Genomic DNA, 24795 nt, shown 5'->3' with positions numbered 1-24795 from the left:
CTCAGGCTTCAGCGTTGGCTTTGATCAGGCGGTCATACGCATCCTGATCCAACAGCTTAGCTACTGCGTCGGCATCAGCCGGTTTAAAGCGGAAGAACCAGCCTTCGCCCATCGGGTCTTCGTTGACCAGCTCGGGGCTGCCGTCCAGCTTGTCGTTTACTTCGAGGACTTCGCCGTCCAATGGCATGTATACGCCGCTGGCGGCCTTGACCGATTCAACGGTGGAGGCTTCTGCCCCTTTGTCGTAGGACTGCAGCTCAGGCAGTTGCACGAAAACCACATCACCCAGCGCGTTCTGCGCAAAAGCGGTAATGCCCACGGTCACGCTGCCGTCGGCTTCGGCGCGCAGCCATTCGTGATCTTCAGTAAAGCGCAACTCGCTCATGGAAACTCCTCAGGGCCAGATTCGTCTGGTGGACGGGATTGGAATAATGGGGAGTTGCTTAGCAAAATTGCGGCCAATGTTTTTTTATCGTTATAAAACAATTGGTTACTGATTATGGCGGGTGATGTTCGGAAGGTGGTTGTAGCGATATCGCTACAGCTGGACGGGTGAAAAAAAGCCTATGAGGATCAAAGCCTTGCATCGCGACGCCTGGGACGGTGTGTATTGATATCGTTCCACTGTAGCGCTTTCAGTACAGGCGGAGGTCGCTTTTGAGGGCGCCGTAGATCAAATGTGGGAGCGGGCTTGCTCGCGAAAGCGGTATGTCAGTGCCGAATGTATTGACTGACCCAACGCATTCGCGAGCAAGCCCGCTCCCACATGTTGATCGCGTGCAGTCAGTCAGGGCTTGTTGGGAATGCCGTACTTGCGCAAGCGGTGGGCAATGGCGGTGTGGGAGGTTTGCAGGCGGCTGGCCAGCTGGCGCGTGGACGGATAGCTGACATAGAGCTTCTCCAGCAACCCGCGCTCGAAGTCTTCCACCGCCTGCTCCAGGCTGTCGACTTCACCATCGTTCTGCCGCGCCACCGAGGTGCCGGCGATGTCCAGGTCGCCGATGTCCACCAGGCTGCTTTCGCAAATGGCCGCGGCGCGGAAGATCACGTTCTGTAATTGCCGCACGTTGCCCGGCCAGCGGTTGCCCAGCAGCGCCGGGTAGGTGCCCGGCGCCAGGCGGCAGACCGGGCGCTGGATCTGCGCGCAGGCCTGCTGCATGAAGTAGCGGGCCAGCAGGAGGATGTCCTGGCCGCGCTCGCGCAGGGGCGGCACTTCGACGTTGAGCACGTTGAGGCGGTAGAACAGGTCTTCGCGGAAGGTGCCTTCGCTGACCATCTTTTCCAGGTCGCGGTGGGTGGCGCTGAGGATCCGCACATTGACCTTCACCTCACGGTCGCCGCCCACCCGGCGGAAGCTGCCGTCGTTGAGAAACCGCAGCAGCTTGGCCTGCAAGTACGGTGACATCTCGCCGATCTCGTCGAGGAACACCGTGCCCTGGTTCGCCAGTTCCATCAGCCCCGGCTTGCCGCCGCGCTGGGCACCGGTGAAGGCGCCGGGGGCGTAGCCGAACAGTTCGCTCTCGGCCAGGTTCTCCGGCAGCGCCGCGCAGTTCAGGGCCAGGAACGGCGCGCTGTGGCGTGCGCTGATGGCGTGGCAGGCACGGGCCACCAGCTCCTTGCCGGTGCCGGTCTCGCCCTGGATCAACAACGGTGCATCCAGCGCCGCCACCCGTTGCGCCCGCGCCTTGAGGGTGCGGATCGCCGGAGACTCGCCCAACAACGCGTCGAAACCTTCGGCGTGGTCATGGTGCAGCGCCGACAGTTGTTCGCCGATGCGGTTGGGTTGGTACAGGGTCAGCAGGGCGCCGGCGTCGGTGATCGGCGTGGCGTCCAGCAGCAGGGTCTGGCCGTTTACGCTGATTTCCCGCAGTGCCAGGCGAAAGCCGTGTTCCAGCAAGGTGGCCAGCAGGGTTGGGTCGTCGAACAGTTCGTTGATGCTTTCCCCGGCGGGTTCGCGACCGTACAAGGCGATCAGCGCCGGGTTGGCCAGCAGGATCTTGCCGGCGCTGTCCAGGGCCAGTACCGGGTCCGTCATGGCGGCGAGCAGGGCGTCGAGTTGCAGGTGCTGGCGCTGGCCGGGGAGGATGTCGACCACGGTCACGGCTTGCACGCCGCGCACGCTGAACAGTGCATCACGCAGCTCTTCCAGTACCTCGGCACTCAAGGTTGGCGCGTCGATGTAGACGTTGGGCGGAACCATTTCCACCGCATCCAGGTTCAGATTGCGCCCACCGAGCAAGGCCAGGACTTCCTGGGTGATGCCGACGCGGTCGATGAAGCTGACGTGGATACGCATGGGGCTGTTTTTGGTTCTGGCGAGCGAGAGGTGGCAAGTATGCCTTGGAGAAGATAGAGATCAAAATGTGGGAGCGGGCTTGCTCGCGAATGCGGTGTGTCAGTCACCGGATGCATCAACTGATACACCGCATTCGCGAGCAAGTCGAATCGTCGCACCGCCGCTCCCACATTTGATGGTTGGTGCCTGGGAAATCGGGTTATTCGAGGTGTTCGGGTTTGACCGGATCCCCAGGCTTCACATCCAGCTGATGCCGCACATCCTCAAACATCAAATCGTACTGCTTGTGCATCTGGCCATTGAGCACGGCAATCTTCGGCATGCCGTACTTCTGCGCGATGTTCATCGCCTGCCGGGCGAAGTCGAACGACTGGTCCTTGGGCAGGAAGAACTCTTCCTTGAGCTCCTTGCCCTGCACCGAGCCGTGCATCTTGAAGAGCATTCCCTTGCCTTCCTTTGGGTCCTGGCTGACTTCGTAGTCGATGCACAGGTTGTAGCTGTAGTCATCCTTGTTCAGCGCGTGGCGTTCGATGTGCAGGTGACCAGGTTCAAAGGTAGCCATAGGCGTTTCTCCTCTACTTCACAGGTAGGTGATGCCAGGTTTTGCGGTACTGATGCGGGTGCCGGCGCTGCCCTGGACAATCGCTTCGATGTCCGAGAGTGAACCGATCACTGCGGTTTTTCCAGTCTGGCGGGCGAACTCGCACGCGGCCTGGACCTTGGGTCCCATGGAGCCGGCGGCGAAGCCGAGCTTTTCGATTTCGTCCGGGTGTGCCTGGCCGATGGCTTTCTGGGTGGGCTTGCCGAAGTCGATAAAGGCGGCATTGACGTCGGTGGCGATCACCAGCAAATCGGCGTCCAGTTGCCCGGCCAGCAACGAGGAGCACAGGTCTTTGTCGATCACGGCTTCAATGCCCTTGAGCTTGCCGTCTTCGCCATACATCGTCGGAATCCCGCCGCCACCGGCGCAGATCACGATGCTGCCTTTTTCCAGCAGCCACTGGATCGGGCGGATTTCAAAGATCCGTTTTGGCCGTGGGCTGGCCACTACGCGGCGATACTTGTCGCCATCGGGGGCAATCGCCCAGCCTTTTTCAGCGGCCAGTTTTTCCGCTTCGGCTTTGGAGTACACCGGGCCGATGGGTTTGGTCGGGTTCTGGAAGGCCGGGTCCTTGGCGTCGACTTCGACCTGGGTCAGCAGCGTGGCGAACGGCACTTCGAAGTCCAGCAGGTTGCCCAGTTCCTGTTCGATGATGTAGCCGATCATGCCTTCGGTTTCGGCTCCCAACACATCCAGCGGGTAAGGTGAAACCTGGGTGTAGGCGGCAGCCTGCAGCGACAGCAGGCCCACTTGCGGGCCATTGCCGTGGGCAATCACCAGCTCGTTGCCTTTGTGGATCTTGGCGATCTGTTCGGTGGCGATACGGATATTGGCCCGTTGATTGTCTGCGGTCATGGGTTCACCACGGCGCAGAAGGGCGTTGCCGCCCAGTGCAACGACGATACGCATATAAGGTTGTCCTTCCAGAATCCAGCGTTGTGAACACCGGGCCAAATGTGGGAACGGGCTTGCTCGCGAAAGCGGTGTGTCGGTGAAAAATATAGCGACTGGCACGCCGCCTTCGCGAGCAAGCCCGCTCCCACATTTTGGACCGCGTATCAAAAGTGGGAGCGGTATTGGTTTAGATATCCGCCAGCGCCGACACCAGGATCGCCTTGATGGTGTGCATGCGGTTTTCCGCCTGTTCAAAGGCAATGTTGGCCGGGGACTCAAACACTTCTTCGGTCACTTCCACGCCATTGGCCAGGTTTGGATAACGCGCGGCGATGTCCTTGCCGACCTTGGTTTCGCTGTTGTGGAACGCCGGCAGGCAGTGCATGAATTTCACCCGTGGGTTGCCCGAGGCTTTCATCATCTTGGCGTTGACCTGGTACGGCAGCAGTTGCTCGATGCGCTCGTCCCACGCTTCCACCGGCTCGCCCATGGACACCCAGATATCGGTGTGGATGAAGTCCACGCCTTTCACCGCTTCCTTCGGGTCTTCGGTGATGGTGATGCGCGCGCCACTTTCCTCGGCGAATGCCTGGCACTGCTTGATGAAATCAGCATGGGGCCACAGGGCTTTCGGTGCGCCGATGCGCACGTCCATGCCCAGCTTGGCGCCAATCATCAGCAGCGAGTTGCCCATGTTGTAGCGGGCGTCGCCCAGGTAGGCGTAGCTGATGTCATGCAGCGGCTTGTCGCTGTGCTCGCGCATGGTCAGGGTGTCGGCGATCATCTGGGTGGGGTGGAATTCAGCGGTCAGGCCGTTGAACACCGGCACACCGGCGAACTTGGCCAGTTCTTCGACGATTTCCTGTTCAAAGCCACGGTACTCGATGGCATCGAACATCCGGCCGAGGACGCGGGCGGTGTCTTTCATGCTTTCTTTGTGGCCGATCTGCGACGACACCGGGTCGATGTAGGTGACGTGGGCACCCTGGTCATGGGCCGCCACTTCGAACGCGCAACGGGTGCGGGTCGAGGTTTTTTCGAAGATCAGCGCGATGTTTTTGCCCTTCAGGTGCGGACGCTCGGTGCCGGTGTATTTGGCGCGCTTGAGGTCGCGGGACAGGTCCAGCAGGTAGTGCAGCTCGCGGGTGGTGTGGTGCATCAGCGACAGCAGGCTGCGGTTGCGCATATTAAAAGCCATGGTGGATCTCCTTCTGTTTAGGTTATCCCCCTGGCCGGCGCCTTATGAGCGGCGGCCAGGGTTTGAATATCAGTAGTCGATTGGGTCGCGAATGATCGGGCAGGTCATGCAGTGGCCGCCGCCACGGCCACGGCCGAGTTCACCGGCGCTGATGGTGATGACTTCCACACCGGCCTTGCGCAGCAAGGTGTTGGTGTAGGTGTTGCGGTCGTAGCCGATCACCACGCCAGGCTCCACGGCCACTACGTTGTTGCCGTCATCCCACTGCTCGCGCTCGGCGGCGAAGCTGTTGCCGCCGGTTTCCACCACACGCAGGGCCTTGAGGTTCAGGGCGGCGGCGACGGTGTCGAGGAAGTTGGTTTTTTCGCGCTGGATGTCGATGCCGCCGGGCTTGGTCTCGTCCGGGCGCAGGGTGAAGGCGACGATCTGGTTGACCACTTCCGGGAAGATCGTGACCAGGTCGCGGTCGCAGAAGCTGAACACGGTGTCGAGGTGCATCGCCGCGCGGGATTTTGGCAGGCCGGCGACGATCACACGCTCCACGGCCTTGTGCTTGAACAGGTTCAGGGCGAGTTGGCCGATGGCCTGGCGCGAGGAACGCTCGCCCATGCCGATCAACACCACGCCGTTACCAATCGGCATCACGTCGCCGCCTTCCAGGGTGGCGTTGCCGTGTTCCTGGTCAGGGTCGCCGTACCACACCTGGAAGTCCGCGTTGGTGAACTCGGGGTGGAATTTGTAGATGGCGCTGGCCAGCAGGGTTTCCTGGCGTCGCGCCGGCCAGTACATCGGGTTCAGCGTCACGCCGCCATAGATCCAGCAGGTGGTGTCGCGGGTGAACTGGGTGTTGGGCAACGGCGGCAGGATGAAGCTTGAGTGGCCGAGGAAATCGCGGAACATCTCGATGGTCTTGCCACCGAAACTGCTCGGCAGGTCATCGGCCGACACGCCACCGATCAGGTACTCGGCGACCTTGCGCGGCTCCAGGCTGCGCAGCCACGAGCTGACCTCATTGACCAGCCCCAGGCCCACCTGGTTGGCGGTGATCTTGCGCTCCAGGATCCAGTCCAGCGCTTCGGGGATGGCGACGATGTCGGTCAGCAGGTTGTGCATTTCCAGCACATCGATGTCGCGCTCGCGCATCTTGGTCACGAAGTCGAAGTGGTCGCGCTTGGCCTGGGCTACCCACAGCACGTCATCGAACAGCAGTTCATCGCAGTTGTTTGGGGTCAGCCGCTGGTGGGCCAAACCTGGGGAGCACACCATGACTTTGCGCAGTTTGCCGGCTTCGGAATGTACGCCGTACTTCACTTTTTCCGTGGTCATTACAGATCCTCCAGTGAACAATGATTACAGGGTCAGGAAGCCGGAGTAGAGGCCATAGCCCGCCACGAGGGCGCCTATGACGACTGCGGCGAAAATCAGCTTCTCGACGTTGGTGAAAATCGGTTTGCCCAGTTCATGCTTGGCCATGGCGAACAGGATCACGCCAGGGGCGTAGAGCAGGGCGGACAGCAACAGGTACTTGGTGCCACCGGCGTACAGCAGCCAGACCGCGTAGATCAACGCGATGGCGCCGATCAGCAGGTCTTTCCTGCGTTCGCCCGGGGCGCTTTCATAGGTTTCACCGCGCACCGCCAGCAGCAGTGCATAGGCCGCCGACCACAGGTAAGGCACCAGGATCATCGAGGTGGCGAGGTAGATCAGCGACAGGTAAGTGCTGGCCGAGAACAGCGTGATCACCAGGAAAATCTGCACCATGGCGTTGGTCAGCCACAGGGCGTTGGCCGGCACGTGGTTGGCGTTTTCCTTACGCAGGAACTCCGGCATGGTGTGGTCCTTGGCGGCGGCGAACATGATCTCCGCACACAGCAGCACCCACGACAGCAGCGCCCCCAGCAAGGAAATGATCAAGCCGACGCTGATCAATACCGCGCCCCAGTGACCCACCACGTGCTCCAGCACGGCGGCCATCGACGGGTTTTGCAGCTTGGCCAATTCCGGTTGGGTCATGATCCCCAGGGACAGCACGTTCACCAGCATCAGGAACAGCAGCACGGTGATAAAACCAATCACCGTGGCCTTGCCGACGTCGGAGCGTTTTTCGGCGCGGGACGAGAAGATGCTCGCACCCTCAATGCCGATGAACACCCAGACGGTGACCAGCATCATGTTGCGCACCTGGTTCATCACGCTGCCCAGGTCCGGGTTTTTCACGCCCCAGATGTCGGCGGTGAAGATGTCCAGCTTGAACGCGAAGAGCGCGATCAACACAAACAGCACCAGCGGCACCACCTTGGCGATGGTGGTCACCAGGTTGATGAACGCGGCTTCCTTGATCCCGCGCAGTACCAGGAAGTGCACGGCCCACAGCAGCACCGACGCGCCGATCACCGCCGCCGGGGTGTTGCCTTCGCCGAAGATGGGGAAGAAGTAACCGAGGGTGCTGAACAGCAGCACGAAATAGCCGACGTTGCCCAACCAGGCACTGATCCAGTAACCCCAGGCGGATGAGAAACCCATGTAGTCGCCAAACCCGGCCTTGGCGTAGGCATAGACCCCGCCGTCGAGGTCGGGCTTGCGATTGGCCAGGGTCTGGAACACGAACGCCAGGGTCAACATGCCCACGGCGGTGATCACCCAACCAATCAGTACCGCGCCGACATCGGCGCTGGCCGCCATGTTTTGCGGCAGTGAGAAGATCCCGCCACCAATCATTGAACCCACGACAAGTGCAACCAGTGCGCCGAGTCGAAGTTTTCCGGGAGATTCAGACATCGCATGACTCCAATGCAGGAGAAGAGAGACCACAGAATAAATCCGTGCGCTAATCAAACAGCTGACTCAGATCACTTCATTGGCACATTCCATTGTGAATTAATGACTTATGATGAAAGGTACGGGCGCTCAAGTGCCTCGCAGAGGCTCGTCGTAGAGCGGTTCTGCGTTTCAAACAACAGGTTTTCTCATTAGCATGGACCTTTGAAGCTAGCCCGTATTTGCAGATATGCAAACTTTTACAGCGCAGCGTTATTTAAATTATAAATTTGCCTTAATGCTGTTTATTGTCATGCCTTTAAGTTATGAAGCCGGCGCCTTTATTGGCTATATCTAATAAACGCTGCGCCGGCTTAATAAGTTAGTTGAGTGCACAGTTGTTGGCTCAATGGTTGTTTTGTTCAGGAGTGTTCATGTCCCAATCCTCGGAAAAGCTGCGCCTCAATGCCTTGATCGCCCTGGTGGTGGGCTCGATGATCGGCGGCGGGATTTTCTCGTTACCGCAGAACATGGCGGCGCGGGCCGAGGTAGGCGCGGTGTTGATTGGCTGGGGCATTACCGCCGTGGGCATGCTGACCCTGGCCTTTGTGTTCCAGACCCTGGCCAACCGCAAGCCGGAACTGGATTCCGGCGTATACGCGTACGCCAAGGCCGGGTTCGGCGACTACATGGGTTTCTCGTCGGCCTGGGGCTACTGGATCAGTGCCTGGATGGGCAACGTCGGTTACTTCGTGTTGCTATTCAGTACCCTCGGCTACTTTTTTCCGGTGTTCGGCCAGGGCAATACCCCGGTGGCGATTGGCTGCGCGTCGGTGTTGCTGTGGGCGGTGCATTTTTTGGTGATGCGCGGGATCAAGGAGGCGGCGTTCATCAACCAGATCACCACCGTGGCCAAGATCGTACCGCTGGTGATGTTTATCGTGATCGCCGCCGTGGCATTCAAGGCCGATATCTTTACCCGGGATATCTGGGGCCTGAGTAATCCGAATTTCGGCGGCGTGGTGGATCAGGTGCGCAACATGATGCTGGTCACGGTGTTTGTGTTTATCGGCATCGAGGGCGCCAGTGTCTACTCGGCGCGGGCCGAGAAACGCTCGGACGTGGGCCGGGCCACGGTCATCGGTTTCCTGGGAGTGTTGGCGCTGCTGGTATTGGTCAACCTGCTGTCGCTCGGGATCATGAGCCAGCCGGAACTGGCCAACCTGCAAAACCCGTCCCTGGCCGGGGTGCTGGAACATATCGTCGGCCCGTGGGGCGCGCTGTTGATCAGCATCGGCCTGGCGGTTTCGTTGTTGGGCGCGCTGCTGTCGTGGGCCTTGCTCTGCGCCGAAATCCTCTACGCCACCGCCCATGACAAGACCATGCCGGCGTTCCTGAAAAAGGAAAACGTCAATCAGGTGCCGGTCAATGCGCTGTGGCTGACCAATGTAATGATCCAGCTGTTCCTGGTGATCACGCTGTTTTCGGAAAGTACCTACACCACCCTGATCTACCTGGCGTCGTCGATGATCCTGGTGCCCTATCTGTGGTCGGCGGCGTATGCGGTGCTGTTGAGCGGCCGCGGTGAAACCTACGAAGGCGCCCATGGCGAGCGCACCAAGGACCTGCTGGTGAGCCTGATCGCCCTGGCCTATGCGGTGTGGCTGCTCTACGCCGGTGGCCTGAAGTACTTGCTGCTGTCGGCGCTGCTGTATGCACCGGGGGTGATCCTGTTTGCCCTGGCCAAGCGTGAGCAGGGCCAGCCCTTGTTTACCCATCTGGAAAAAGGCATTTTCGCCTGCGTGATCGCCGGGGCGAGCCTGGCGGCGTATGGGTTGTACAGCGGGGTATTGTCGTTGTGAGAATGCAGCTGGCGTATCAGGCGCCGTATGACTGGGCGGCGATGTCGGGCTTTTTGTCGGCGCGGGCGATCAGCGGGATGGAGACGGTGGACGCAGGCGTTTACTCGCGCAGTATCAGTGTCGACGGTCAGCAGGGTTGGCTCAGTGTGTCGCCCGGGGCCGGTGATTGGCTTGAGGTGACGGTGGGCTTCCCCGACCCGGCAGCGTTGCCGGAAATTGAGCGGCGGTTACGGGACATGTTTGACCTATCGGCTGACCCGAAAGGGATCAACCGGCAATTGGCGAATGATCCCTTGATGGCGAGCTTGGTGGCGGCGCGTCCTGGCTTGCGGGTGCCGGGAACCTGGGATGGTTTGGAGCTGGCGATCCGCGCGGTGTTGGGCCAGCAGATTAGCGTGGTGGCGGCGATCAAGCTGGCGGGCAAGCTGGTGGCGCAGTACGGCACGCCGCTGGTGACGCCCCATGCCGGTGTGACCCATGTGTTTCCTTCGGCCGAGGTGCTGGCAGCCGCAGATTTGGCAACCCTCGGCATGCCGAAAAGTCGCGGGCGTACCTTGTCGGGCGTGGCCCAGGCGTTGCTGGATGACCCGCAGATCTTCCAGGCGAAGGCGAACCTGAAGGAAGGTGTGGCGCGGTTGGTCGCATTACCCGGGATTGGTGACTGGACGGCGCAGTACATCGCCATGCGCCAGATGCGCGAGCAGGATGCGTTTGCCTCGGGGGATATCGGTTTGATCAATGCGCTGGTGGCGCTGGAAGGCGGGCCGGTGAGCCCGCGTCAGTTGCTGGCGCGGGCTGAGGCCTGGCGACCGCTTAGAGCCTATGCGGCGCAGCATTTGTGGACATCACTGAGCCGCGCGGATTGATTCTGCATACCTGTGGCGAGGGAGCTTGCTCCCGCTGGGGCGCGAAGCGGCCCCATTGACCCAAAAGCTGGGGCCTGCTGCGCAGTTCAGCGGGAGCAAGCTCCCTCGCCACAGGATCTTCGGTCACCACTGCGGGCGGTGTGAGCCCAATTCCCCTGCGGGCAAATCCCACTGCAACGGTGTCCCGCTGATGGTCACCGGGGGCAGCAAGCGGTGGGCCGGGCCCCAGGCGGTTTGCTCCACCACCAAGCCTTGATCACCCGGTTCTTCGGCCCGCAGCGGTAGTTGTTCCGGGACTTGTCCTGCGTCCACCAACAGTTTTGCCGTGCGCGCGAGGGACAACCGTGCCGAACCGCCGCGGCCGGATTTCAAGCGTTCACTCAACGCCTGAATCGCACTGGCCGCCATCAAATACCCGGTGGCGTGGTCCAGCGCCTGCAACGGCAGCGGCACCGGTTTTTCCGACTTTTTCCACTGCCTGCCAGCCTCGGCAATCCCGGTGCTCATCTGCACCAGGCTGTCGAACCCCCGGCGATTGCGCCACGGGCCGCTCCAGCCGTAAGCGTTGAGGCTGGCGTCGATCAGGCCAGGCGCGAGGGCTTGCAGCGCGGCCTCACCGTAGCCCAACTGCTCCAAAGCATCGGCGCGGTAGCCGTGCAGCAGAATGTCGGTGTCCTTGAGCAGGTTTTCGAAGATCAGGCGGTCGTCGGGGTTTTTCAGGTCCAGGCGGGCGCAACGTTTGCCCAGGGTCATTTCCGGCACCACGCCGGGTTCGTTCCAGTCAGGGGAATCGATGCGCAGTACATCGGCGCCGAGGCCAGCCAGAAAACGGCTGGCGGTGGGGCCGGCCAATACGCGCGTCAGGTCCAGCACCTTGATGCCCGCCAGCGGCCTTGCCACCGAGCCCAGCCAGGGTTTGTCGCTGAGGGCTGCAAAGGTCTGGCGATGGACCAGCGGTTCCTGATTGACCGCCAAGCCTTGTGGATGAACTTGCCAGTCTTGCCATGAGCGCATCTGCGCCGCACAGCCGTTCGCCTCGACAATCGCCTGTTCCAGCTCGGCAGCGGTCCATGGCGCAACCTTCGCGGCCATTGCTTCACGGTCAGCGACCTGCCCGAGTACGCGCTCGGCGGCGGCACGGTGATGCGGTGCATTGGTGTGCAGGCGAATCCAGCCATCGGTGCAGGCGTAGTCGCCGGCTATCGGGTCCCACAGCGGCGGTGTGGTCCAGCCGTCGGGGCGCAGCGAGGAGGAGAACCAGAACGAGGCGAGGCGCCGGTCCACGGTCACCGAGGGCAGGCGCCCGGTTTGCTGCAACAGCAACTGGGCGACCGCCTGGCCTGCGGCACCGATGCTGGCGCTGGCCAGTTCGGTGACGGCAAAGGTCGAGGGCAGGGCGCCGACTTCGGTTACGGCCAGTGGGGTGACGGGTAAATCGAGTGCTTCCTGGATGGGGGTGAGCAGATCAGTCATCAAAGGCCCTCCTAATGAGAAGGACCATCATAGAAGATCATCAGGGTTGAATGACAACCCCCGGCTCCAGTGGCAGGTCCACGCTGGCGATAAAGCCGCCGCCTTGATGATTGGCCAGGATCAGGCTGCCGCCATGGCGCTCTGCGGCGCGCCGCGCAATGGCCAGGCCCAGGCCATGGCCCTGGGCGGTTTGCCCCGGGGCGCGGTAAAACGGCTCGCCGAGTTGGCTCAGGTGTTCGGCATCCACGCCGGGGCCGTGGTCGCGCACACTGATCACAATGCGTTCGCCCTGGCGTCTGGCTTCCATTTGAATCGGTTGCCCGGGCGGGTTGAAGCGTTGGGCGTTGCGCAGCAGGTTATCCACCGCGCGTTCGATCATGGTCGGCCAGCCCTTGAGGTGCAGCCCGGCCTCGGCATCCAGTTGCACGGGTTGGTCCGGCGCGCCGAGCAAGGCGTCTTTTTGTAGGGTCCGGAGCAACGGGTTGAGGTCGATGTCTTCGGCACTGGCGTTATCGGCGTCCACCCGGGCGAGTACCAGGATTTCGCTGATCAGCGCTTCCAGGCGGTCGCATTCGCGGGTCAGGCGCGGCCAGAGTTTTTCCCGCGCTTCGGGCGTGGCCCGTTCTGCCAGGGCCAGGGCGATCCGCAGGCGGGCCAGGGGCGAGCGCAGTTCGTGGGACACATCCCGCAGCAACTGGCGCTGGCTGCCGATCAGGCTTTGCAGGCGGGCGCCCATGCGGTTGAAGTCGGTGGCCAGTACGCCGAATTCATCGCGACGGTTGGCCAGCCGCGCCAGGCTGTTCTGCTGATAGGTGGTCTGGCCCAGGTCGTGCACTGCGCCGCGCAGGCGGCTGAGGGGGCGGGTGATGGACAACGTCACCAACAGGCTGAACAGGGTCAGCACCACCAGCGCAATCGCCAGGGCACTTAACGGCCAGAGCAGGCTGCTGCGGTGCCAGGCGTCCAGTTCCGGGTGGGGAATGCGGTAGATCAGCAGGTAGGTGTCGCCGGTTTTTTCGCTGGTGTACTCGGCGGTCAGCCGGCGCCAGGGCAGGTGGCGGTCCTGGCTGTCGTTTTGCCGGGCTTCGAGGGCGGCGGCGCGGCGCGGGAAAGTGCCGCGCACCACAGGCTCGCCGCTTTCGTTAAGCACTTGCACGTCAATGTGGTACTGACGCTTGCGCTGCTGCAGCAGCTCCTGGGCGGCGTCCTCGCCCTGGGCCTCGTAAAGCTGCGTCCATTCCTGCGCGAGGTTATTGAGCCCGGGGTGGCGGCTGAGAATCCAGGCGTCCTGGTTGAGCATATGCCCAAGCAGGATCGACAACCCGGCAACCAGGGCGATGGCCAGCCAGAAGCTGGCAAGGACGCGCCAGAACAATGAACGCACAAGAAATCCTCAAACAGGAAAAGCCCAGCGGCGGTGGCCACTGGGCTGGGAGTGAAGCTAGATCATTATTGCGCTTTTTGCGGCTGCTGGGCTTTCCAGGCCTGGAATTCCTTCCACTCGGCGCGGCGCTCGGCTTGTTTCTTCACGATCTCGTCGAATTTCTTCTGTTGATCGGGTTTCAGCACGGCACGGATGTCGGTCTGGGTTTTCTGCTTGGCGGCCGCCATTTCGTCTTTCATGGCTTTCTGATCAGCGGCTGGCAGTTTGTCCAGGTACTTGCGCACCAACTCTTTGCGAGCGTGCCATTGCTGGCCCATCAACTTGCCGATCTGCTGGCGCTGTTCAGGGCTCAGGTCCAGCTGGCTGAAAGGGCCACCTTTGCCCCGCATGCCGTGTTCACCGCCGTGACCTGGGCCACCCATCATGTGGCCTTCAGGACCGCCCATCGGGCCTGGGCCTTCTGGCGCAGCGGCCATGGCAACGGTTGGCAGGGCAGCAGCGAACATCAAAGCGATAAGGGTCTTGCGCATGGTGATTCTCCTGTCTCTATTCCGGTGAGTCCGGATGTGAGTAGATTACGGAGATCAAGGTCAGCGGCAGTCAGGGGACGGTAAAGCTTGGGTAAAGAGGATTTTGGGCGGGGCTGACAAAACTATTGGCGACCGTAGCGGCTGTCGAGCCTTGGCGAGGCTGCGAGGCAGGCGCTGCGGTCTGACACCTGTACCGAGGCGATGCTGTCGCAGCCTCGCCGAGGCTCGACAGCTGCTACGCGGGCTAGAGGCTGTAGTAATAGCCGCGGCTACGCAGCGCCACGATCCGTGGCCGGCCATCCGGGTGCGGGCCGATCTTCTTGCGCAGGTTGCTGACGTGCATGTCCAGGCTGCGGTCATACAGGGTCAGCTTGCGGCCCAGGGCGATTTGCGCCAGTTCCTGCTTGTCCAGCGGCTCGCCGGGCTGGCGCAGCAAGGCTTCCAGCAGGCGGCTTTCGGACACAGTCAGGGCAAATTCCTGTTCATCGATAGTGACCACGCCACGCACCGGGCTGAAGCACAGGTCGCCCAGTTCCAACTGAGTGGACACGGCGGCCGGGTGGCTGCGGCGCAGCACGGCGCGCAGGCGCGCGGTCAGTTCACGAGGATCGCAGGGTTTGGCCAGGTAGTCGTCGGCGCCCAGTTCCAGGCCGAGGATCCGGTCCAGGGGTTCGCCCCTGGCCGAGAGCATCAGCACCGGCAGTTCCGGGTGGTCGCTGCGCAATTGCTTGAGCAACTCCAGGCCGCTGCCGTCGGGCAGCATCACGTCGAGCACCACGGCCGCCGGGGCGGCTTCGGCCAATGCCTTGCGGGCGCTCAAGCCGTCATGGCAGGCGCGTACCTGGAAACCTTCCTGGCTCAACCAACTGGTCAGCAGCTCACAGAGCTCCTGGTCATCATCTATCAGTAACAGCTCGCTCATGACTCACTCAATTTAGCCATTGTCGACGGCGCCGGTGCCCGCCACTGGCGAAGATCCCGCATAACAGGGCGATCAGCGCGACTGCCCCGCCGGTCACGAACCATTGTTGTTGCTCGGTAAGCCAGCGTGGCAAGGCACTGCCCTGTGCTTCTTTGAGTTGCTGGACCAGGCGTTGGTTCTCCTGGCGCAGTTTACTCAGTTGGGTACTTTCCCGCGTGGCGTCAGCACTTTGCAATTGCTTGCTCAGCTCATCGCGCTGGCGTTCGCTCTCTTTCAAACGTTGCTGCAAATCGGTGATCTGGCTGCCGGCACTCAAGGACAGGGGCGTGGAACTGCCGGTGTTCGAGGTTTCTTCAGCGTGGGCCGTAGCCCCGATCATTAACACTGCCAACAGACAGAACTGACGTAAGCGCATCGGAACTCCTGATTCCACACGAATATTCAGAACGTTGTCGGCAGGTTACCGGGAATAATGAGCGTTTAGGAGTGCGCTGAAGCCATTTGGTTCAGCGCGCAACGAATCAAGGCAGGACTTGCTTGAACGGTTTGACCAGCACCTGGGCGTACACGCCGGCCGCTACATACGGATCAGCATCGGCCCAGGCTTGTGCCGCCGCCAGGGAGGCGAACTCGACAACCACCAGGCTACCGGTGAAGCCGGCATCTCCCGGGTCGTTGCTGTCTACCGCAGGATGCGGGCCGGCCAGTACCAGGCGGCCTTCGGCTTGCAGCTGTTTCAGGCGCTCGACGTGGGCCGGGCGTACGGACAGGCGTTTTTCCAGGGAGTTGGCGACGTCGGTGGAAATGATGGCGTAGAGCATGTCAGTCCTCGGTTTTCGGCGTGGTAGGGTCGGTGTCATGCAGGTGGCGCGACAGGTAGATACCCTGGCCGACCAGGAACAGCACGGTCATGCCCAGGCTGCCGAACACCTTGAAGTCCACCCAGTAGCTCTGGAAGGTAAAGGCGACGAACAGGTTGGCGGCGCCGCAGAACAGGAAAAACACGATCCAGGCGATGTTCAGGCGGGTCCACACCGGGTCTGGCAAGGTCAGCGCGTGGCCCATGATCCGCTTGATCAGCAGGCGATCACCGATGAAGTGGCTGCCGATAAAGGCCAGGGCGAACAGCCAGTTGACCACCGGGGCTTTCCATTTAAGGAAGGTTTCGCTGTGGAAGGCCAGGGTCAGGCTGCCGAACACAAGGCAGGCGACCAGGGTCAGCCATTGGCTTTTTTCCAGCTTGCGCTGGGAGATGAAGAGCGCGCCGTAGACCACCACGGAGCTGATGATCAGCACCGCCGTGGCGCTGTAGATGCCGCCGAGGGTCAGCTCGTGGCCGGCAAGATCGATAACGCGAGGGTCGGTTTTGTAAACGATGAAAAACAGCAACAGCGGGATGAAGTCGATGAATTGTTTCACAGTAAGAGCCAGAAGCTGGATGTGGCGGCATAATAACAAACATCCTTGGTAGCGAAAGCGCCAGCTGACTTGAGGTTACACACTCCCGTGAATGTTGATTTGCACTGCCATAGCACAGCCTCCGACGGCGCCCTGGCGCCCGCGGTCCTGGTTGCGCGTGCGTTTGAAAAAGGCGTGCGAGTCCTGTCGTTGACCGACCACGACACCCTCGAAGGCCTGGCAGAGGCCCGCGAGGCGGCGCATGCGTTGGGCATGCAACTGGTCAACGGGGTTGAATTGTCCTGCACCTGGGGCGGCGCAACCATCCACGTATTGGGCTACGGTTTCGACGTCAACGCGCCGCCGCTGGTGGAGGCCATCGCCAAATTGCACGATGGCCGCTGGCTGCGGTCCGAAGAAATAAGCCGCAAGCTGGCCCTCAAGGGCATGCCCAACGGCCTGGAAGGCGCCCGCGCCATCCAGCAGGAACTGGGTGACAGCGGCAACGCCCCGGCCCGCCCGCACTTTGCCGACTGGATGGTGCGTGAAGGTTTTGTAAAGGATCGCGCCGAAGCGTTCCGCAAATGGCTGGGTGCCGGCAAGCTGGGGGACGTCAAGCAACACTGGCCAACCCTGGAAGACACCGTTGGCACACTGCGGGCAGCAGGTGCCTGGGTCAGCCTGGCGCATCCGTGGCATTACGATTTCACCCGCAGCAAGCGTCGCAAGCTGATTGACGACTATATTGGAGCGGGCGGCCACGCAATCGAAGTGGTCAACGGGCATCAACCCGCCGAGCAGGTAGGCAGCCTGGCGATTCTTGCCCGCGAATTTGGTCTGCTGGTCAGCGCCGGCAGTGATTTTCATGGCCCCGGCGGCTGGTCCGAGATTGGCGAGTACCGCGCCGTTCCGGAAGATTTGCCGCCTCTTTGGTGTCGCTTCAAACATGACCCCATTATTGCCACCGTCTGAACAGGTAGAACACGTGAGTCAATTCTTCCAGATTCATCCGGAAAACCCGCAGGCGCGCCTGATCAAACAGGCCGTGGAGATCATCCGTGCCGGTGGCGTGGTGATCTACCCCACGGATTCGTCCTACGCCATCGGTTGCCAGATCGGCGACAAGAATGCGGTCGAGCGCGTAAGACGCCTGCGTGACCTGGACAAGAACCACAACTTCGCACTGATTTGCAGCGACCTGTCCCAGCTGGGGCTGTTCGCCAAGGTCGACACCGGCACCTTCCGCCTGCTCAAGGCGCACACGCCGGGGCCCTACACCTTCATCCTCAACGCCACCCGCGAAGTGCCGCGCCTGCTGCTGCACCCGAAGAAGCGCACCATCGGCCTGCGGGTGCCGGAACACCCGATCGCCCTGGCGCTGCTGGCCGAACTCGGTGAGCCGCTGATGAGTGTGTCGCTGATCCTGCCGGGGGAAGAAGAGCCGTTGTACGACCCTTATGAAATGCGCCGGCTGCTGGAAAAACACGTCGACCTGATCATCGACGGCGGCTACGGCGGCAACAAGGCCTCTACCGTGATCAACCTGGCCGACGGCGAGCCGGAAGTGGTGCGCGTAGGGTGTGGCGACCCGGCACCGTTCATGGTCGAGGCCTGAATGTCGGCCGTGGAAGCCGTCGACAGCCAGGCGGGCGCCCAGCAGGAACTGCCATTTGCCATGGTCTACGGCCAGGCCGTGATGGAAATGCCGCTGGACCTGTACATCCCGCCGGATGCGCTGGAAGTCTTCCTCGAAGCCTTCGAAGGTCCGCTGGACTTGCTGCTGTACCTGATCCGCAAGCAGAACATCAATATCCTCGACATCCCGGTGGCGGAAATCACCCGCCAGTACATGGGCTACGTCGAACTGATGCAGACCGTGCGCCTGGAACTGGCCGCCGAATACCTGGTGATGGCCGCGATGCTCGCGGAAATCAAGTCACGCATGCTGCTGCCGCGCTCGGAGACTATCGAGGCGGAAGAGGATGACCCCCGCGCCGAACTGATCCGCCGCCTGCAGGAGTACGAGCGCTTCAAGGCCGCGGCCGAAGGCATCGACGGTTTGAGCCGGGTCGGCCGCGATGTGGTGGTGCCCAAGCTCGACGCCCCGGAAGCCCGGGCGCGCAAGCTGCTGCCGGACGTGAGCCTGGAAGAGTTGCTGATGTCCATGGCCGAAGTACTGCGCCGTGGCGATATGTTTGAAAGCCACCAGGTCAGCCGCGAGGCACTGTCCACCCGCGAACGCATGAGTGATGTGCTGGATCGCCTCAAGGGCGGCGGGTTTGTGCCGTTTGTCGAGCTGTTTACCAAGGAAGAAGGGCGCCTGGGGGTAGTCGTGACCTTCATGGCAATCCTCGAATTGGTCAAGGAATCCTTGGTCGAGCTGGTCCAGAATGAGCCTTTTGCGGCTATCCACGTGCGGGCGCGAGCCGAATAAAGAGCTGAATCGATGAATCTGACTGAACCCCGCGAACTGGCTCCGCTGCTGGAGGCCTTTCTCCTGGCCTCGGGCAAGCCGCAATCCCTGGAGCGCCTGTTCGAACTGTTTGAAGAAGCCGAACGCCCTGAGCCGCCGGTGTTCAAGAAGGCCCTGGAGATTCTGCGCAAGTCCTGCGACGGCCGTGCCTTCGAGCTGCGGGAAGTGGCTTCCGGGTATCGCCTGCAAATTCGCGAGAAGTTCTCGCCGTGGGTTGGCCGCCTGTGGGAAGAACGCCCGCAGCGCTATTCCCGCGCGATGCTGGAAACCATGGCGCTGATCGCCTATCGCCAGCCGATCACCCGGGGCGAGATCGAAGACGTGCGCGGCGTGGCGGTCAACAGCCATATCGTCAAGACGTTGCTGGAGCGGGAGTGGATCAGGATCGTTGGCTACCGCGACGTGCCCGGCAAGCCGGCGATGTTTGCCACTACCAAGGTGTTCCTCGACCACTTCAACCTGAAAAACCTCGACGACTTGCCGCCGCTGGCCGAGCTGCGGGAGATGGAGCCGGACCCGGTCCTGGATTTCGACGACGCACCGGTGCCCGCCGGGTTGCAGGAGCTGGCCGACGCCAGCGCCGAGCCGGAAGAGCCGAAGGACGAAACCAGTTTCCACACATTGTTGCTGGAACTGGATGACATGGAGCAGGGCATCAAGACCGACTTCGATGACTTGCTGCGTGATGGTGCGGTCAGTGACGGTGAGCAGGAGCCTGCGCTGCAACTGAACGTTGAGGTTGAGCCGCCAGTCGAAGTTGAAGATGAGCCCGAGCCTGAACCCGAGGAGGACATCCTCGGCGTCGCCGAAGCCCGTGCCAAACTGCTGGCCGCCGTCGCCGCGCTCGAACAACCGCCGCTGAGCGACGAAGAAGACGAAGCCCGTGCCCTGGCCGAAGCCATCGAAAACGAACGCCGCCAATTCGAAGACTGACGCAGAACAAAATGTGGGAGCGGGCTTGCTCGCGAATGCGGTGGGTCAGCCAAGCATCCGGCGACTGACACACTGCATTCGCGAGCAAGCCCGCTCCCACATTTGGATTGTCGCCAGCAAGGAGAACTCAAATGAGCTCCACCAAAGACCCCTGCATCAGCATTTGCAAATTCACCGATGACATCTGCGTGGGCTGCGGGCGCAGCAAGCGCGAGATCCGTGCCTGGAAGAAACTCGACAAGGTCGACAAGCGCACGGTACTCGCCGAAGCCGAGCTGCGCCTGCTGGCGCTGGGTGCCACCGGTCGGCGGAAAGGCAAATGAGCCTGCACTTATCGACTAGTCTCTGATGCGCAACGCGCGCCATGAGCGTATGATTCGCGACCCTTTGGCGATGCGTTCGCCAAAAGCCCAGCTTTTACTATCTTCAGGCCAAGCCTGAATCGACACACCGGGAGGTGCTTAAGATGAGTGACCAAGACCAGAACGACACCCAGGAAATCGGCCCCGCAGGCGAAAAACTGCAGAAAGTCCTCGCCCGTATCGGCGTAGGCTCGCGCCGCGACGTAGAAGCCTGGATCACCCAGAAGCGCATCAAGGTCAACGGCGTTGAAGCCACCCTTGGCCAGCGCGTCGACCTGCACGATGCCATCACCATTGATGGCAAGGTCATCAAGCGTGAAGAGGCCGCCGAATCGGTGCGCCGCGTCATCATGTACAACAAGCCTGATGGCGAAATCTGCACCCGTGACGACCCGGAAGGCCGTCCAACCGTATTCGACAAGATGCCGCGCCCCAAAGAAGGCCGCTGGATCAACATCGGTCGTCTCGACATCAACACCACCGGCTTGCTGATGTTCACCACCGACGGTGAGCTGGCCAACCGCCTGATGCACCCTTCCTACGAGATGGACCGTGAATACGCGGTACGTGTGCGTGGTGAAGTCGATGACGAAATGATCGAGCGCTTGAAAGCCGGCGTCGTGCTGGAAGACGGCCCGGCCAGGTTCACCGACATCAAGCAGGCGCCGGGCGGCGAAGGCTTCAACCATTGGTACCACTGCGTGGTGATGGAAGGCCGTAACCGTGAAGTACGTCGCCTGTGGGAATCCCAGGGCCTGGTGGTCAGCCGCCTGAAGCGCGTGCGTTTCGGCCCGGTGTTCCTCAACTCCGACCTGCCGATGGGCCGCTGGCGCGAAATGAGCCAGTACGAAGTCGACATCCTCAGTGCCGAAGTCGGCCTGACGCCGGTGGCCATGCCGCAGATGAACGCCAAGAGCAAAGACAAGCTTGAGCGTATGCAGCGTAAATCGTCGCGTCCGGTGGCGCGTACCGACCGTGTTGCCCGCACCCTGCGCCCTGCGCTGGATGCACCGGCCACGGGCGGCCGCATCTCCCGCGAGCCGCACATCGAAGGCGAGCGTCGTCCTTCGGCACCGCCCCGTCAGGATGGCGAACGTGCGCCGCGCGCACCGCGTCCAGCCGGTCGTGGTGATGCACCTGCTGGCGGTCGCGGTAACCGTGGCGAGTCTGGTCGTGGTGCTCCGGCTGCGGGCCGTGCCGACGACAGCGCCAGCACCAAACGTCCAGCCAAGCCATCGCCGAAAAAGCGCCCGGGCCTGAAGCTGGTCGATGACGCGCCATCGGGCAAGCGTCGTGGTGCACCGGCCGGTTCCGGCCAGCGTCCAGGTTTTGGTCGCAAGAAGCCGCAGTGATTCGTTAAGCGCTGCATAAAAACGCCAACCCTCGGGTTGGCGTTTTTTTTGGCCTGGATTTGGAACCTGCTCTATGAGCAAAGCAGGTCCATTGTGGGAGCGGGCTTGCTCGCGAATGCGGTGTATCAGTTGATACATCCAGTGACTGACCCACCGCATTCGCGAGCAAACCCGCTCCCACAGTTGATCTCCATTGTTTTGGCGGGCGTGTCAGAACATGAAAGCCCCATCGAACACGGGTTTATCGTCGAGGGCCAACACGCCACTGGCGAAGATCAGGTCCAGGTGGTGGCTGCCTTTCTGCCCGCCACCCAATCCCAGGTGCAGCCCGCAATGACGCTCTTCAAAGCCGGCGTTGCGCGCATACAAATCCTTCACGCCTTCATTGGTGCCAATGCCCAGTTCTTCCACCCGGCGATTGGACGGGTTGGCATTCAGGTATTTGTTGAAGTCATCCGCCAGCCCCGGCACTTCGCTGGCCACGGTGCAGATGGTCGAGTTCTCGATCCACAGTTCCAGCGGTGATTGCAGCACGCCGTATTTACGCGCAAAGGGAATGGTGCTGAGGAAGGTGCCGACAAACCGCACCTGGCCGTTGATGGCCTCGCTGTGGGTCGCGATCTCGCCGGGCGCCAGGTCGTGGTTGCCGACGCCGTTGATATTGGTCCACTTCTTGATGCTGCTCATGGGCGCTTCAAGGCGCGAGCCATGCTGGTCGGTGAAGCTCAGCACGCTGGCCTGGGACATGCGCCGGATCAACGTGGCGTTGAGGTCGGCAATCCGCTGTGGGGCGACGCTGAAGGTGTCGTAGAAGTAATCGCCATAGTCCTTGAGCAGCAGGGATTTTTTCCAGTGCTCGGCCATCACGCCTTGCAGGGCACGGATAAAGTCCGGGCCTTCGGCGCGTGGGTTGGGCAGGGTCGAGGAATCGTAGAGGAACATGTACAGGTCGCAGCCTTCGATGGCCTTGGCCAGCGTTTCGCTGGGGGCCTGGTCCAGGCGCTGTACCTGGAAGTCGAAGCGGGCAGCGCTGCCCTGGATGATCGACTGGGCAATGGCGTCGTAGCGCTCGGTATGGCCGAGCAAAATGGTGGGGCGGTGCAGGCCGGCGAGGGCCGGGTGATGGGCGAGGTAGTAGAGAAAATGTTCGACGGCGCGGGCCTTGTCCATGACGTCCTTCCTTCAAAGCCTTCGGTAGGAGCAGTGGCAGGTGCGGCGTCCCGCACCTGCCGGGGTGCCTGATCAGATTAGAAAGGCCACATCGCGGTGCCGAACGGCACGACGGCATCGGCTTGCATCATTTCAACGGCGGCCTCATGGGTCGGCGCTTCAAACCAATCGTCGAGTTGCAGTTCGGTTTCCAGGTCATTTTCCAGTGCTTGCATGGTGAATCTCCTAGATGACGTTGTTTGAGAACGAGCTTGCCAGCTTGCTGCGCTGGGCAAGTGGATGAACCTAGAAGAGAGTGTTTGGGATTGCAAAATTTTTATTGACACGGTTCCATTTGGATTTTTTATTCCGTTTTGATGGCGATTTGGTTTATGTCGATGAAACAGAGAGTTGGTTGCATCGTTTTGTAGGAATCGTCCTTTCGTCAACTTCTCGTTATCTGAAAGAATTTTCCTAATGTCCCTCCTATCTGCCGCACCGCATCCTGTCAGCCCAGACAGGTTTGGCGGTGTACAATGCGCCGCGTTTTACTGTGATCCCACTCTCTCAGGGCTATCCGCCTTGTTCATTCCGCCTGGCCACAAGCCCGTCGGGTTCGATTTCGTCACAGATAAAAACAACAGGTGACGTATGACCGTAAGAAAAAACGCTGGACCGGGGTTTGATCGGCGCTGCTGTAGCCCGTTACCAAAGCAGCACCCCTCCATGAGCACCCTCAAACCTTGCGTGAGACCCTTTCCATGAGTGAAGCCAACTCGCATTCAGGCGAACTGAAGCGCGGCCTGAAAAATCGCCATATCCAACTGATCGCCCTCGGTGGCGCGATTGGCACCGGGTTGTTCCTGGGGTCGGCCGGCGTGCTGAAATCCGCCGGGCCGTCGATGATCCTCGGGTATGCCATCTGCGGCTTTATCGCCTTCATGATCATGCGCCAGCTGGGCGAGATGATCGTCGAAGAGCCGGTGGCCGGTTCCTTCAGCCACTTTGCCCACAAGTATTGGGGCGGTTTCGCCGGCTTCCTGTCGGGCTGGAACTGCTGGATTTTGTACATCCTGGTGGGCATGTCGGAGCTGACGGCGGTCGGCAAGTATGTGCACTACTGGTGGCCCGAGATCCCGACCTGGGTGTCGGCGGCGGCGTTTTTTGTGTTGATCAATGTGATCAATCTTTCCAACGTCAAAGTCTTCGGCGAGGCCGAGTTCTGGTTTGCGATCATCAAGGTGGTCGCCATTGTCGGCATGATCGCCCTGGGCAGTTACCTGCTGGTGAGCGGCACCGGCGGGCCACAAGCCTCGGTGACCAACCTGTGGGAGCACGGCGGGTTCTTTCCCCATGGCGTGGGTGGTTTGGTGATGGCCATGGCGATCATCATGTTCTCGTTTGGCGGCCTGGAGATGCTCGGGTTTACTGCGGCTGAGGCGGACAAGCCACGCACGGTGATTCCGAAGGCGATCAACCAGGTGATCTACCGGATCCTGATTTTCTACATCGGCGCGTTGGTGGTGCTGTTGTCGTTGACGCCTTGGGACAGCTTGCTGGAGACCCTGAATGCCTCCGGGGACGCCTATAGCGGCAGTCCGTTTGTGCAGGTGTTTTCGATGTTGGGCAGCAATACCGCGGCGCATATTCTCAACTTTGTGGTGCTGACGGCGGCGTTGTCGGTCTACAACAGCGGCACTTACTGCAATAGCCGGATGCTGTTGGGGATGGCCGAGCAGGGTGACGCGCCGCGGGCATTGGCGAAGATCGACAAGCGTGGGGTGCCGGTGCGGTCGATCCTGGCGTCGGCGGCGATTACGCTGGTGGCGGTGTTGATGAACTACCTGATTCCGCAGCATGCGCTGGAGTTGTTGATGTCGCTGGTGGTGGCGACCCTGGTGATCAACTGGGCGATGATCAGTTTTTCGCATTTCAAGTTTAGGCAGCATATGGATCGGACGGGGCAGGTGCCGTTGTTCAAGGCGCTTTGGTATCCGTATGGGAATTATGTTTGCCTGGCGTTTGTGGTGTTTATTCTTGGGGTGATGCTGCTGATTCCGGGGATTCAGGTGTCGGTGTATGCGATTCCGGTTTGGGTGGTGTTTATGTGGGGTTGTTATGGGATCAAGAACAGGCGCAAGGCTCGGGAGGGGGTGGCCTTGGACCGGGGGTGATCTTGAGTACATATCCGTTGCTGCGGTAACGGCTGCTTATGGTTCCGCTCTTACAGCGGCTCACTTTGGAAAAGCCCCAAAGTAAGCAAAGGGCTCTGCCCCGCCTGTCGGCGCCTCGCTTAGGCTCGGCGTTCCCTCACTCCGGCATTGCTCCGCGGGCCGCCGCGACGG

At 61.3% G+C, this 24795-nt stretch carries 25 protein-coding genes; 9 read left to right on the top strand and 16 right to left on the bottom strand.

The features are described from left to right. Position 1: 1 nt before the first annotated feature. The 7 genes from gcvH to arcD (HX814_RS30375) all read right to left on the bottom strand — a co-directional run bounded on the left by gcvH (position 2) and on the right by arcD (HX814_RS30375) (position 7767). Positions 2-385 (bottom strand): glycine cleavage system protein GcvH, encoded by a 384-nt coding sequence (gene gcvH, locus HX814_RS30405; protein WP_003220049.1) that lies wholly within the window; start codon positions 383-385, stop codon positions 2-4. Between the two features lie 402 nt (positions 386-787). After that, complete coding sequence (locus HX814_RS30400) at positions 788-2296, bottom strand: sigma-54-dependent transcriptional regulator (protein WP_102605962.1); 1509 nt, start codon at positions 2294-2296, stop codon at positions 788-790. Positions 2297-2495: 199 nt separating this feature from the next. Next, complete coding sequence (locus HX814_RS30395) at positions 2496-2858, bottom strand: DUF5064 family protein (protein ID WP_177009259.1); 363 nt, start codon at positions 2856-2858, stop codon at positions 2496-2498. Between the two features lie 18 nt (positions 2859-2876). Beyond that, entirely contained in the window at positions 2877-3806 is a 930-nt protein-coding gene (gene arcC, locus HX814_RS30390) for a carbamate kinase (protein WP_087692649.1), read from the bottom strand. Between the two features lie 172 nt (positions 3807-3978). Then, complete coding sequence (locus HX814_RS30385) at positions 3979-4989, bottom strand: ornithine carbamoyltransferase (RefSeq protein ID WP_003220053.1); 1011 nt, start codon at positions 4987-4989, stop codon at positions 3979-3981. Between the two features lie 69 nt (positions 4990-5058). After that, the gene (gene arcA / locus HX814_RS30380; RefSeq protein ID WP_003220054.1) at positions 5059-6315 is read right to left on the bottom strand and encodes an arginine deiminase; all 1257 of its coding nucleotides are present in this window, start codon (positions 6313-6315) and stop codon (positions 5059-5061) included. Positions 6316-6339: 24 nt separating this feature from the next. Beyond that, the gene (gene arcD, locus HX814_RS30375) at positions 6340-7767 is read right to left on the bottom strand and encodes an arginine-ornithine antiporter (protein WP_003220056.1); all 1428 of its coding nucleotides are present in this window, start codon (positions 7765-7767) and stop codon (positions 6340-6342) included. Positions 7768-8180: 413 nt separating this feature from the next. Here arcD (HX814_RS30375) and arcD (HX814_RS30370) point away from each other — a divergent pair, with 413 nt between their 5' ends. Both arcD (HX814_RS30370) and HX814_RS30365 read left to right on the top strand, forming a co-directional pair. Next, positions 8181-9608, top strand: a complete 1428-nt coding sequence (arcD, locus tag HX814_RS30370; protein WP_003220058.1) for an arginine-ornithine antiporter — start codon at positions 8181-8183, stop codon at positions 9606-9608. 2 nt (positions 9609-9610) lie between these two features. After that, complete coding sequence (locus tag HX814_RS30365; protein ID WP_177009262.1) at positions 9611-10474, top strand: DNA-3-methyladenine glycosylase; 864 nt, start codon at positions 9611-9613, stop codon at positions 10472-10474. Between the two features lie 123 nt (positions 10475-10597). Here HX814_RS30365 and HX814_RS30360 read toward each other — a convergent pair whose 3' ends face one another. The 7 genes from HX814_RS30360 to HX814_RS30330 form a co-directional block, all read right to left on the bottom strand. After that, a complete protein-coding gene (locus HX814_RS30360; protein ID WP_177009258.1) occupies positions 10598-11947 on the bottom strand; it encodes a CoA transferase in 1350 nt (449 codons plus the stop codon). Positions 11948-11987: 40 nt separating this feature from the next. Then, positions 11988-13331, bottom strand: a complete 1344-nt coding sequence (locus tag HX814_RS30355) for a HAMP domain-containing sensor histidine kinase (RefSeq protein ID WP_177009257.1) — start codon at positions 13329-13331, stop codon at positions 11988-11990. Positions 13332-13396: 65 nt separating this feature from the next. Beyond that, a complete protein-coding gene (locus HX814_RS30350) occupies positions 13397-13861 on the bottom strand; it encodes a Spy/CpxP family protein refolding chaperone (protein WP_087692654.1) in 465 nt (154 codons plus the stop codon). 244 nt (positions 13862-14105) lie between these two features. Then, positions 14106-14783, bottom strand: coding sequence for a response regulator transcription factor (locus HX814_RS30345; protein ID WP_003220065.1), 678 nt, complete (start codon positions 14781-14783; stop codon positions 14106-14108). Positions 14784-14790: 7 nt separating this feature from the next. After that, positions 14791-15198: a translation initiation factor 2 gene (locus HX814_RS30340; protein WP_177009256.1), complete on the bottom strand. Its 408-nt coding sequence runs from the start codon at positions 15196-15198 to the stop codon at positions 14791-14793. Between the two features lie 106 nt (positions 15199-15304). Continuing rightward, positions 15305-15604, bottom strand: coding sequence for a YciI family protein (locus HX814_RS30335; RefSeq protein ID WP_003220069.1), 300 nt, complete (start codon positions 15602-15604; stop codon positions 15305-15307). A 1-nt stretch (position 15605) separates the two neighbouring features. After that, complete coding sequence (locus HX814_RS30330) at positions 15606-16202, bottom strand: septation protein A (protein ID WP_003220071.1); 597 nt, start codon at positions 16200-16202, stop codon at positions 15606-15608. Between the two features lie 87 nt (positions 16203-16289). Between HX814_RS30330 and HX814_RS30325 the strand changes: the two genes are divergently transcribed. From HX814_RS30325 to rluB, 6 genes are all read left to right on the top strand, one after another. After that, complete coding sequence (locus tag HX814_RS30325) at positions 16290-17153, top strand: PHP domain-containing protein (protein WP_177009255.1); 864 nt, start codon at positions 16290-16292, stop codon at positions 17151-17153. A gap of 13 nt (positions 17154-17166) precedes the next feature. After that, positions 17167-17796, top strand: coding sequence for an L-threonylcarbamoyladenylate synthase (locus HX814_RS30320; protein WP_003220075.1), 630 nt, complete (start codon positions 17167-17169; stop codon positions 17794-17796). 120 nt (positions 17797-17916) lie between these two features. After that, positions 17917-18615, top strand: coding sequence for a ScpA family protein (locus tag HX814_RS30315; protein WP_173406103.1), 699 nt, complete (start codon positions 17917-17919; stop codon positions 18613-18615). Between the two features lie 12 nt (positions 18616-18627). Continuing rightward, on the top strand, positions 18628-19587 hold the full coding sequence (gene scpB, locus HX814_RS30310) for an SMC-Scp complex subunit ScpB (protein ID WP_134327225.1): 960 nt from the start codon (positions 18628-18630) through the stop codon (positions 19585-19587). Between the two features lie 131 nt (positions 19588-19718). Further along, complete coding sequence (locus HX814_RS30305; RefSeq protein ID WP_003220079.1) at positions 19719-19910, top strand: DUF1289 domain-containing protein; 192 nt, start codon at positions 19719-19721, stop codon at positions 19908-19910. 143 nt (positions 19911-20053) lie between these two features. Beyond that, entirely contained in the window at positions 20054-21301 is a 1248-nt protein-coding gene (rluB, locus tag HX814_RS30300) for a 23S rRNA pseudouridine(2605) synthase RluB (protein ID WP_003220080.1), read from the top strand. A gap of 210 nt (positions 21302-21511) precedes the next feature. On the opposite strand, the gene HX814_RS30295 is transcribed toward rluB, so the two are convergent. Together HX814_RS30295 and HX814_RS30290 are read right to left on the bottom strand one after the other, a co-directional pair. Then, positions 21512-22471, bottom strand: a complete 960-nt coding sequence (locus HX814_RS30295) for a leucyl aminopeptidase (protein ID WP_177009254.1) — start codon at positions 22469-22471, stop codon at positions 21512-21514. 77 nt (positions 22472-22548) lie between these two features. Then, complete coding sequence (locus HX814_RS30290; protein ID WP_003175756.1) at positions 22549-22686, bottom strand: hypothetical protein; 138 nt, start codon at positions 22684-22686, stop codon at positions 22549-22551. A gap of 525 nt (positions 22687-23211) precedes the next feature. Between HX814_RS30290 and HX814_RS30285 the strand changes: the two genes are divergently transcribed. Next, on the top strand, positions 23212-24624 hold the full coding sequence (locus tag HX814_RS30285) for an amino acid permease (protein WP_177009253.1): 1413 nt from the start codon (positions 23212-23214) through the stop codon (positions 24622-24624). The last annotated feature ends 171 nt before the right edge of the window (positions 24625-24795 follow it).

This window comes from Pseudomonas sp. C8002, from assembly GCF_013385765.1.
GTDB lineage: Bacteria > Pseudomonadota > Gammaproteobacteria > Pseudomonadales > Pseudomonadaceae > Aquipseudomonas.
Note: the sequence above shows the minus strand (reverse complement) of the source record. Positions and strands in the feature narration are given on the sequence as shown.

Coding starts and splice junctions, on each gene's coding strand:
- HX814_RS30285 (WP_177009253.1), top strand. CDS start 23,212: ATGAGTGAAGCCAACTCGCATTCAGGCGAACTGAAGCGCGGCCTGAAA.
- arcD (WP_003220058.1), top strand. CDS start 8,181: ATGTCCCAATCCTCGGAAAAGCTGCGCCTCAATGCCTTGATCGCCCTG.
- arcD (WP_003220056.1), bottom strand. CDS start 7,767: ATGTCTGAATCTCCCGGAAAACTTCGACTCGGCGCACTGGTTGCACTT.
- HX814_RS30335 (WP_003220069.1), bottom strand. CDS start 15,604: ATGCTCTACGCCATCATTTCCACCGACGTCGCCAACTCCCTGGAAAAA.
- HX814_RS30395 (WP_177009259.1), bottom strand. CDS start 2,858: ATGGCTACCTTTGAACCTGGTCACCTGCACATCGAACGCCACGCGCTG.
- HX814_RS30360 (WP_177009258.1), bottom strand. CDS start 11,947: ATGACTGATCTGCTCACCCCCATCCAGGAAGCACTCGATTTACCCGTC.
- arcA (WP_003220054.1), bottom strand. CDS start 6,315: ATGACCACGGAAAAAGTGAAGTACGGCGTACATTCCGAAGCCGGCAAA.
- HX814_RS30365 (WP_177009262.1), top strand. CDS start 9,611: ATGCAGCTGGCGTATCAGGCGCCGTATGACTGGGCGGCGATGTCGGGC.
- HX814_RS30290 (WP_003175756.1), bottom strand. CDS start 22,686: ATGCAAGCACTGGAAAATGACCTGGAAACCGAACTGCAACTCGACGAT.
- arcC (WP_087692649.1), bottom strand. CDS start 3,806: ATGCGTATCGTCGTTGCACTGGGCGGCAACGCCCTTCTGCGCCGTGGT.
- HX814_RS30400 (WP_102605962.1), bottom strand. CDS start 2,296: ATGCGTATCCACGTCAGCTTCATCGACCGCGTCGGCATCACCCAGGAA.
- scpB (WP_134327225.1), top strand. CDS start 18,628: ATGAATCTGACTGAACCCCGCGAACTGGCTCCGCTGCTGGAGGCCTTT.
- HX814_RS30295 (WP_177009254.1), bottom strand. CDS start 22,471: ATGGACAAGGCCCGCGCCGTCGAACATTTTCTCTACTACCTCGCCCAT.
- HX814_RS30350 (WP_087692654.1), bottom strand. CDS start 13,861: ATGCGCAAGACCCTTATCGCTTTGATGTTCGCTGCTGCCCTGCCAACC.
- gcvH (WP_003220049.1), bottom strand. CDS start 385: ATGAGCGAGTTGCGCTTTACTGAAGATCACGAATGGCTGCGCGCCGAA.
- rluB (WP_003220080.1), top strand. CDS start 20,054: ATGAGTGACCAAGACCAGAACGACACCCAGGAAATCGGCCCCGCAGGC.
- HX814_RS30385 (WP_003220053.1), bottom strand. CDS start 4,989: ATGGCTTTTAATATGCGCAACCGCAGCCTGCTGTCGCTGATGCACCAC.
- HX814_RS30305 (WP_003220079.1), top strand. CDS start 19,719: ATGAGCTCCACCAAAGACCCCTGCATCAGCATTTGCAAATTCACCGAT.
- HX814_RS30345 (WP_003220065.1), bottom strand. CDS start 14,783: ATGAGCGAGCTGTTACTGATAGATGATGACCAGGAGCTCTGTGAGCTG.
- HX814_RS30340 (WP_177009256.1), bottom strand. CDS start 15,198: ATGCGCTTACGTCAGTTCTGTCTGTTGGCAGTGTTAATGATCGGGGCT.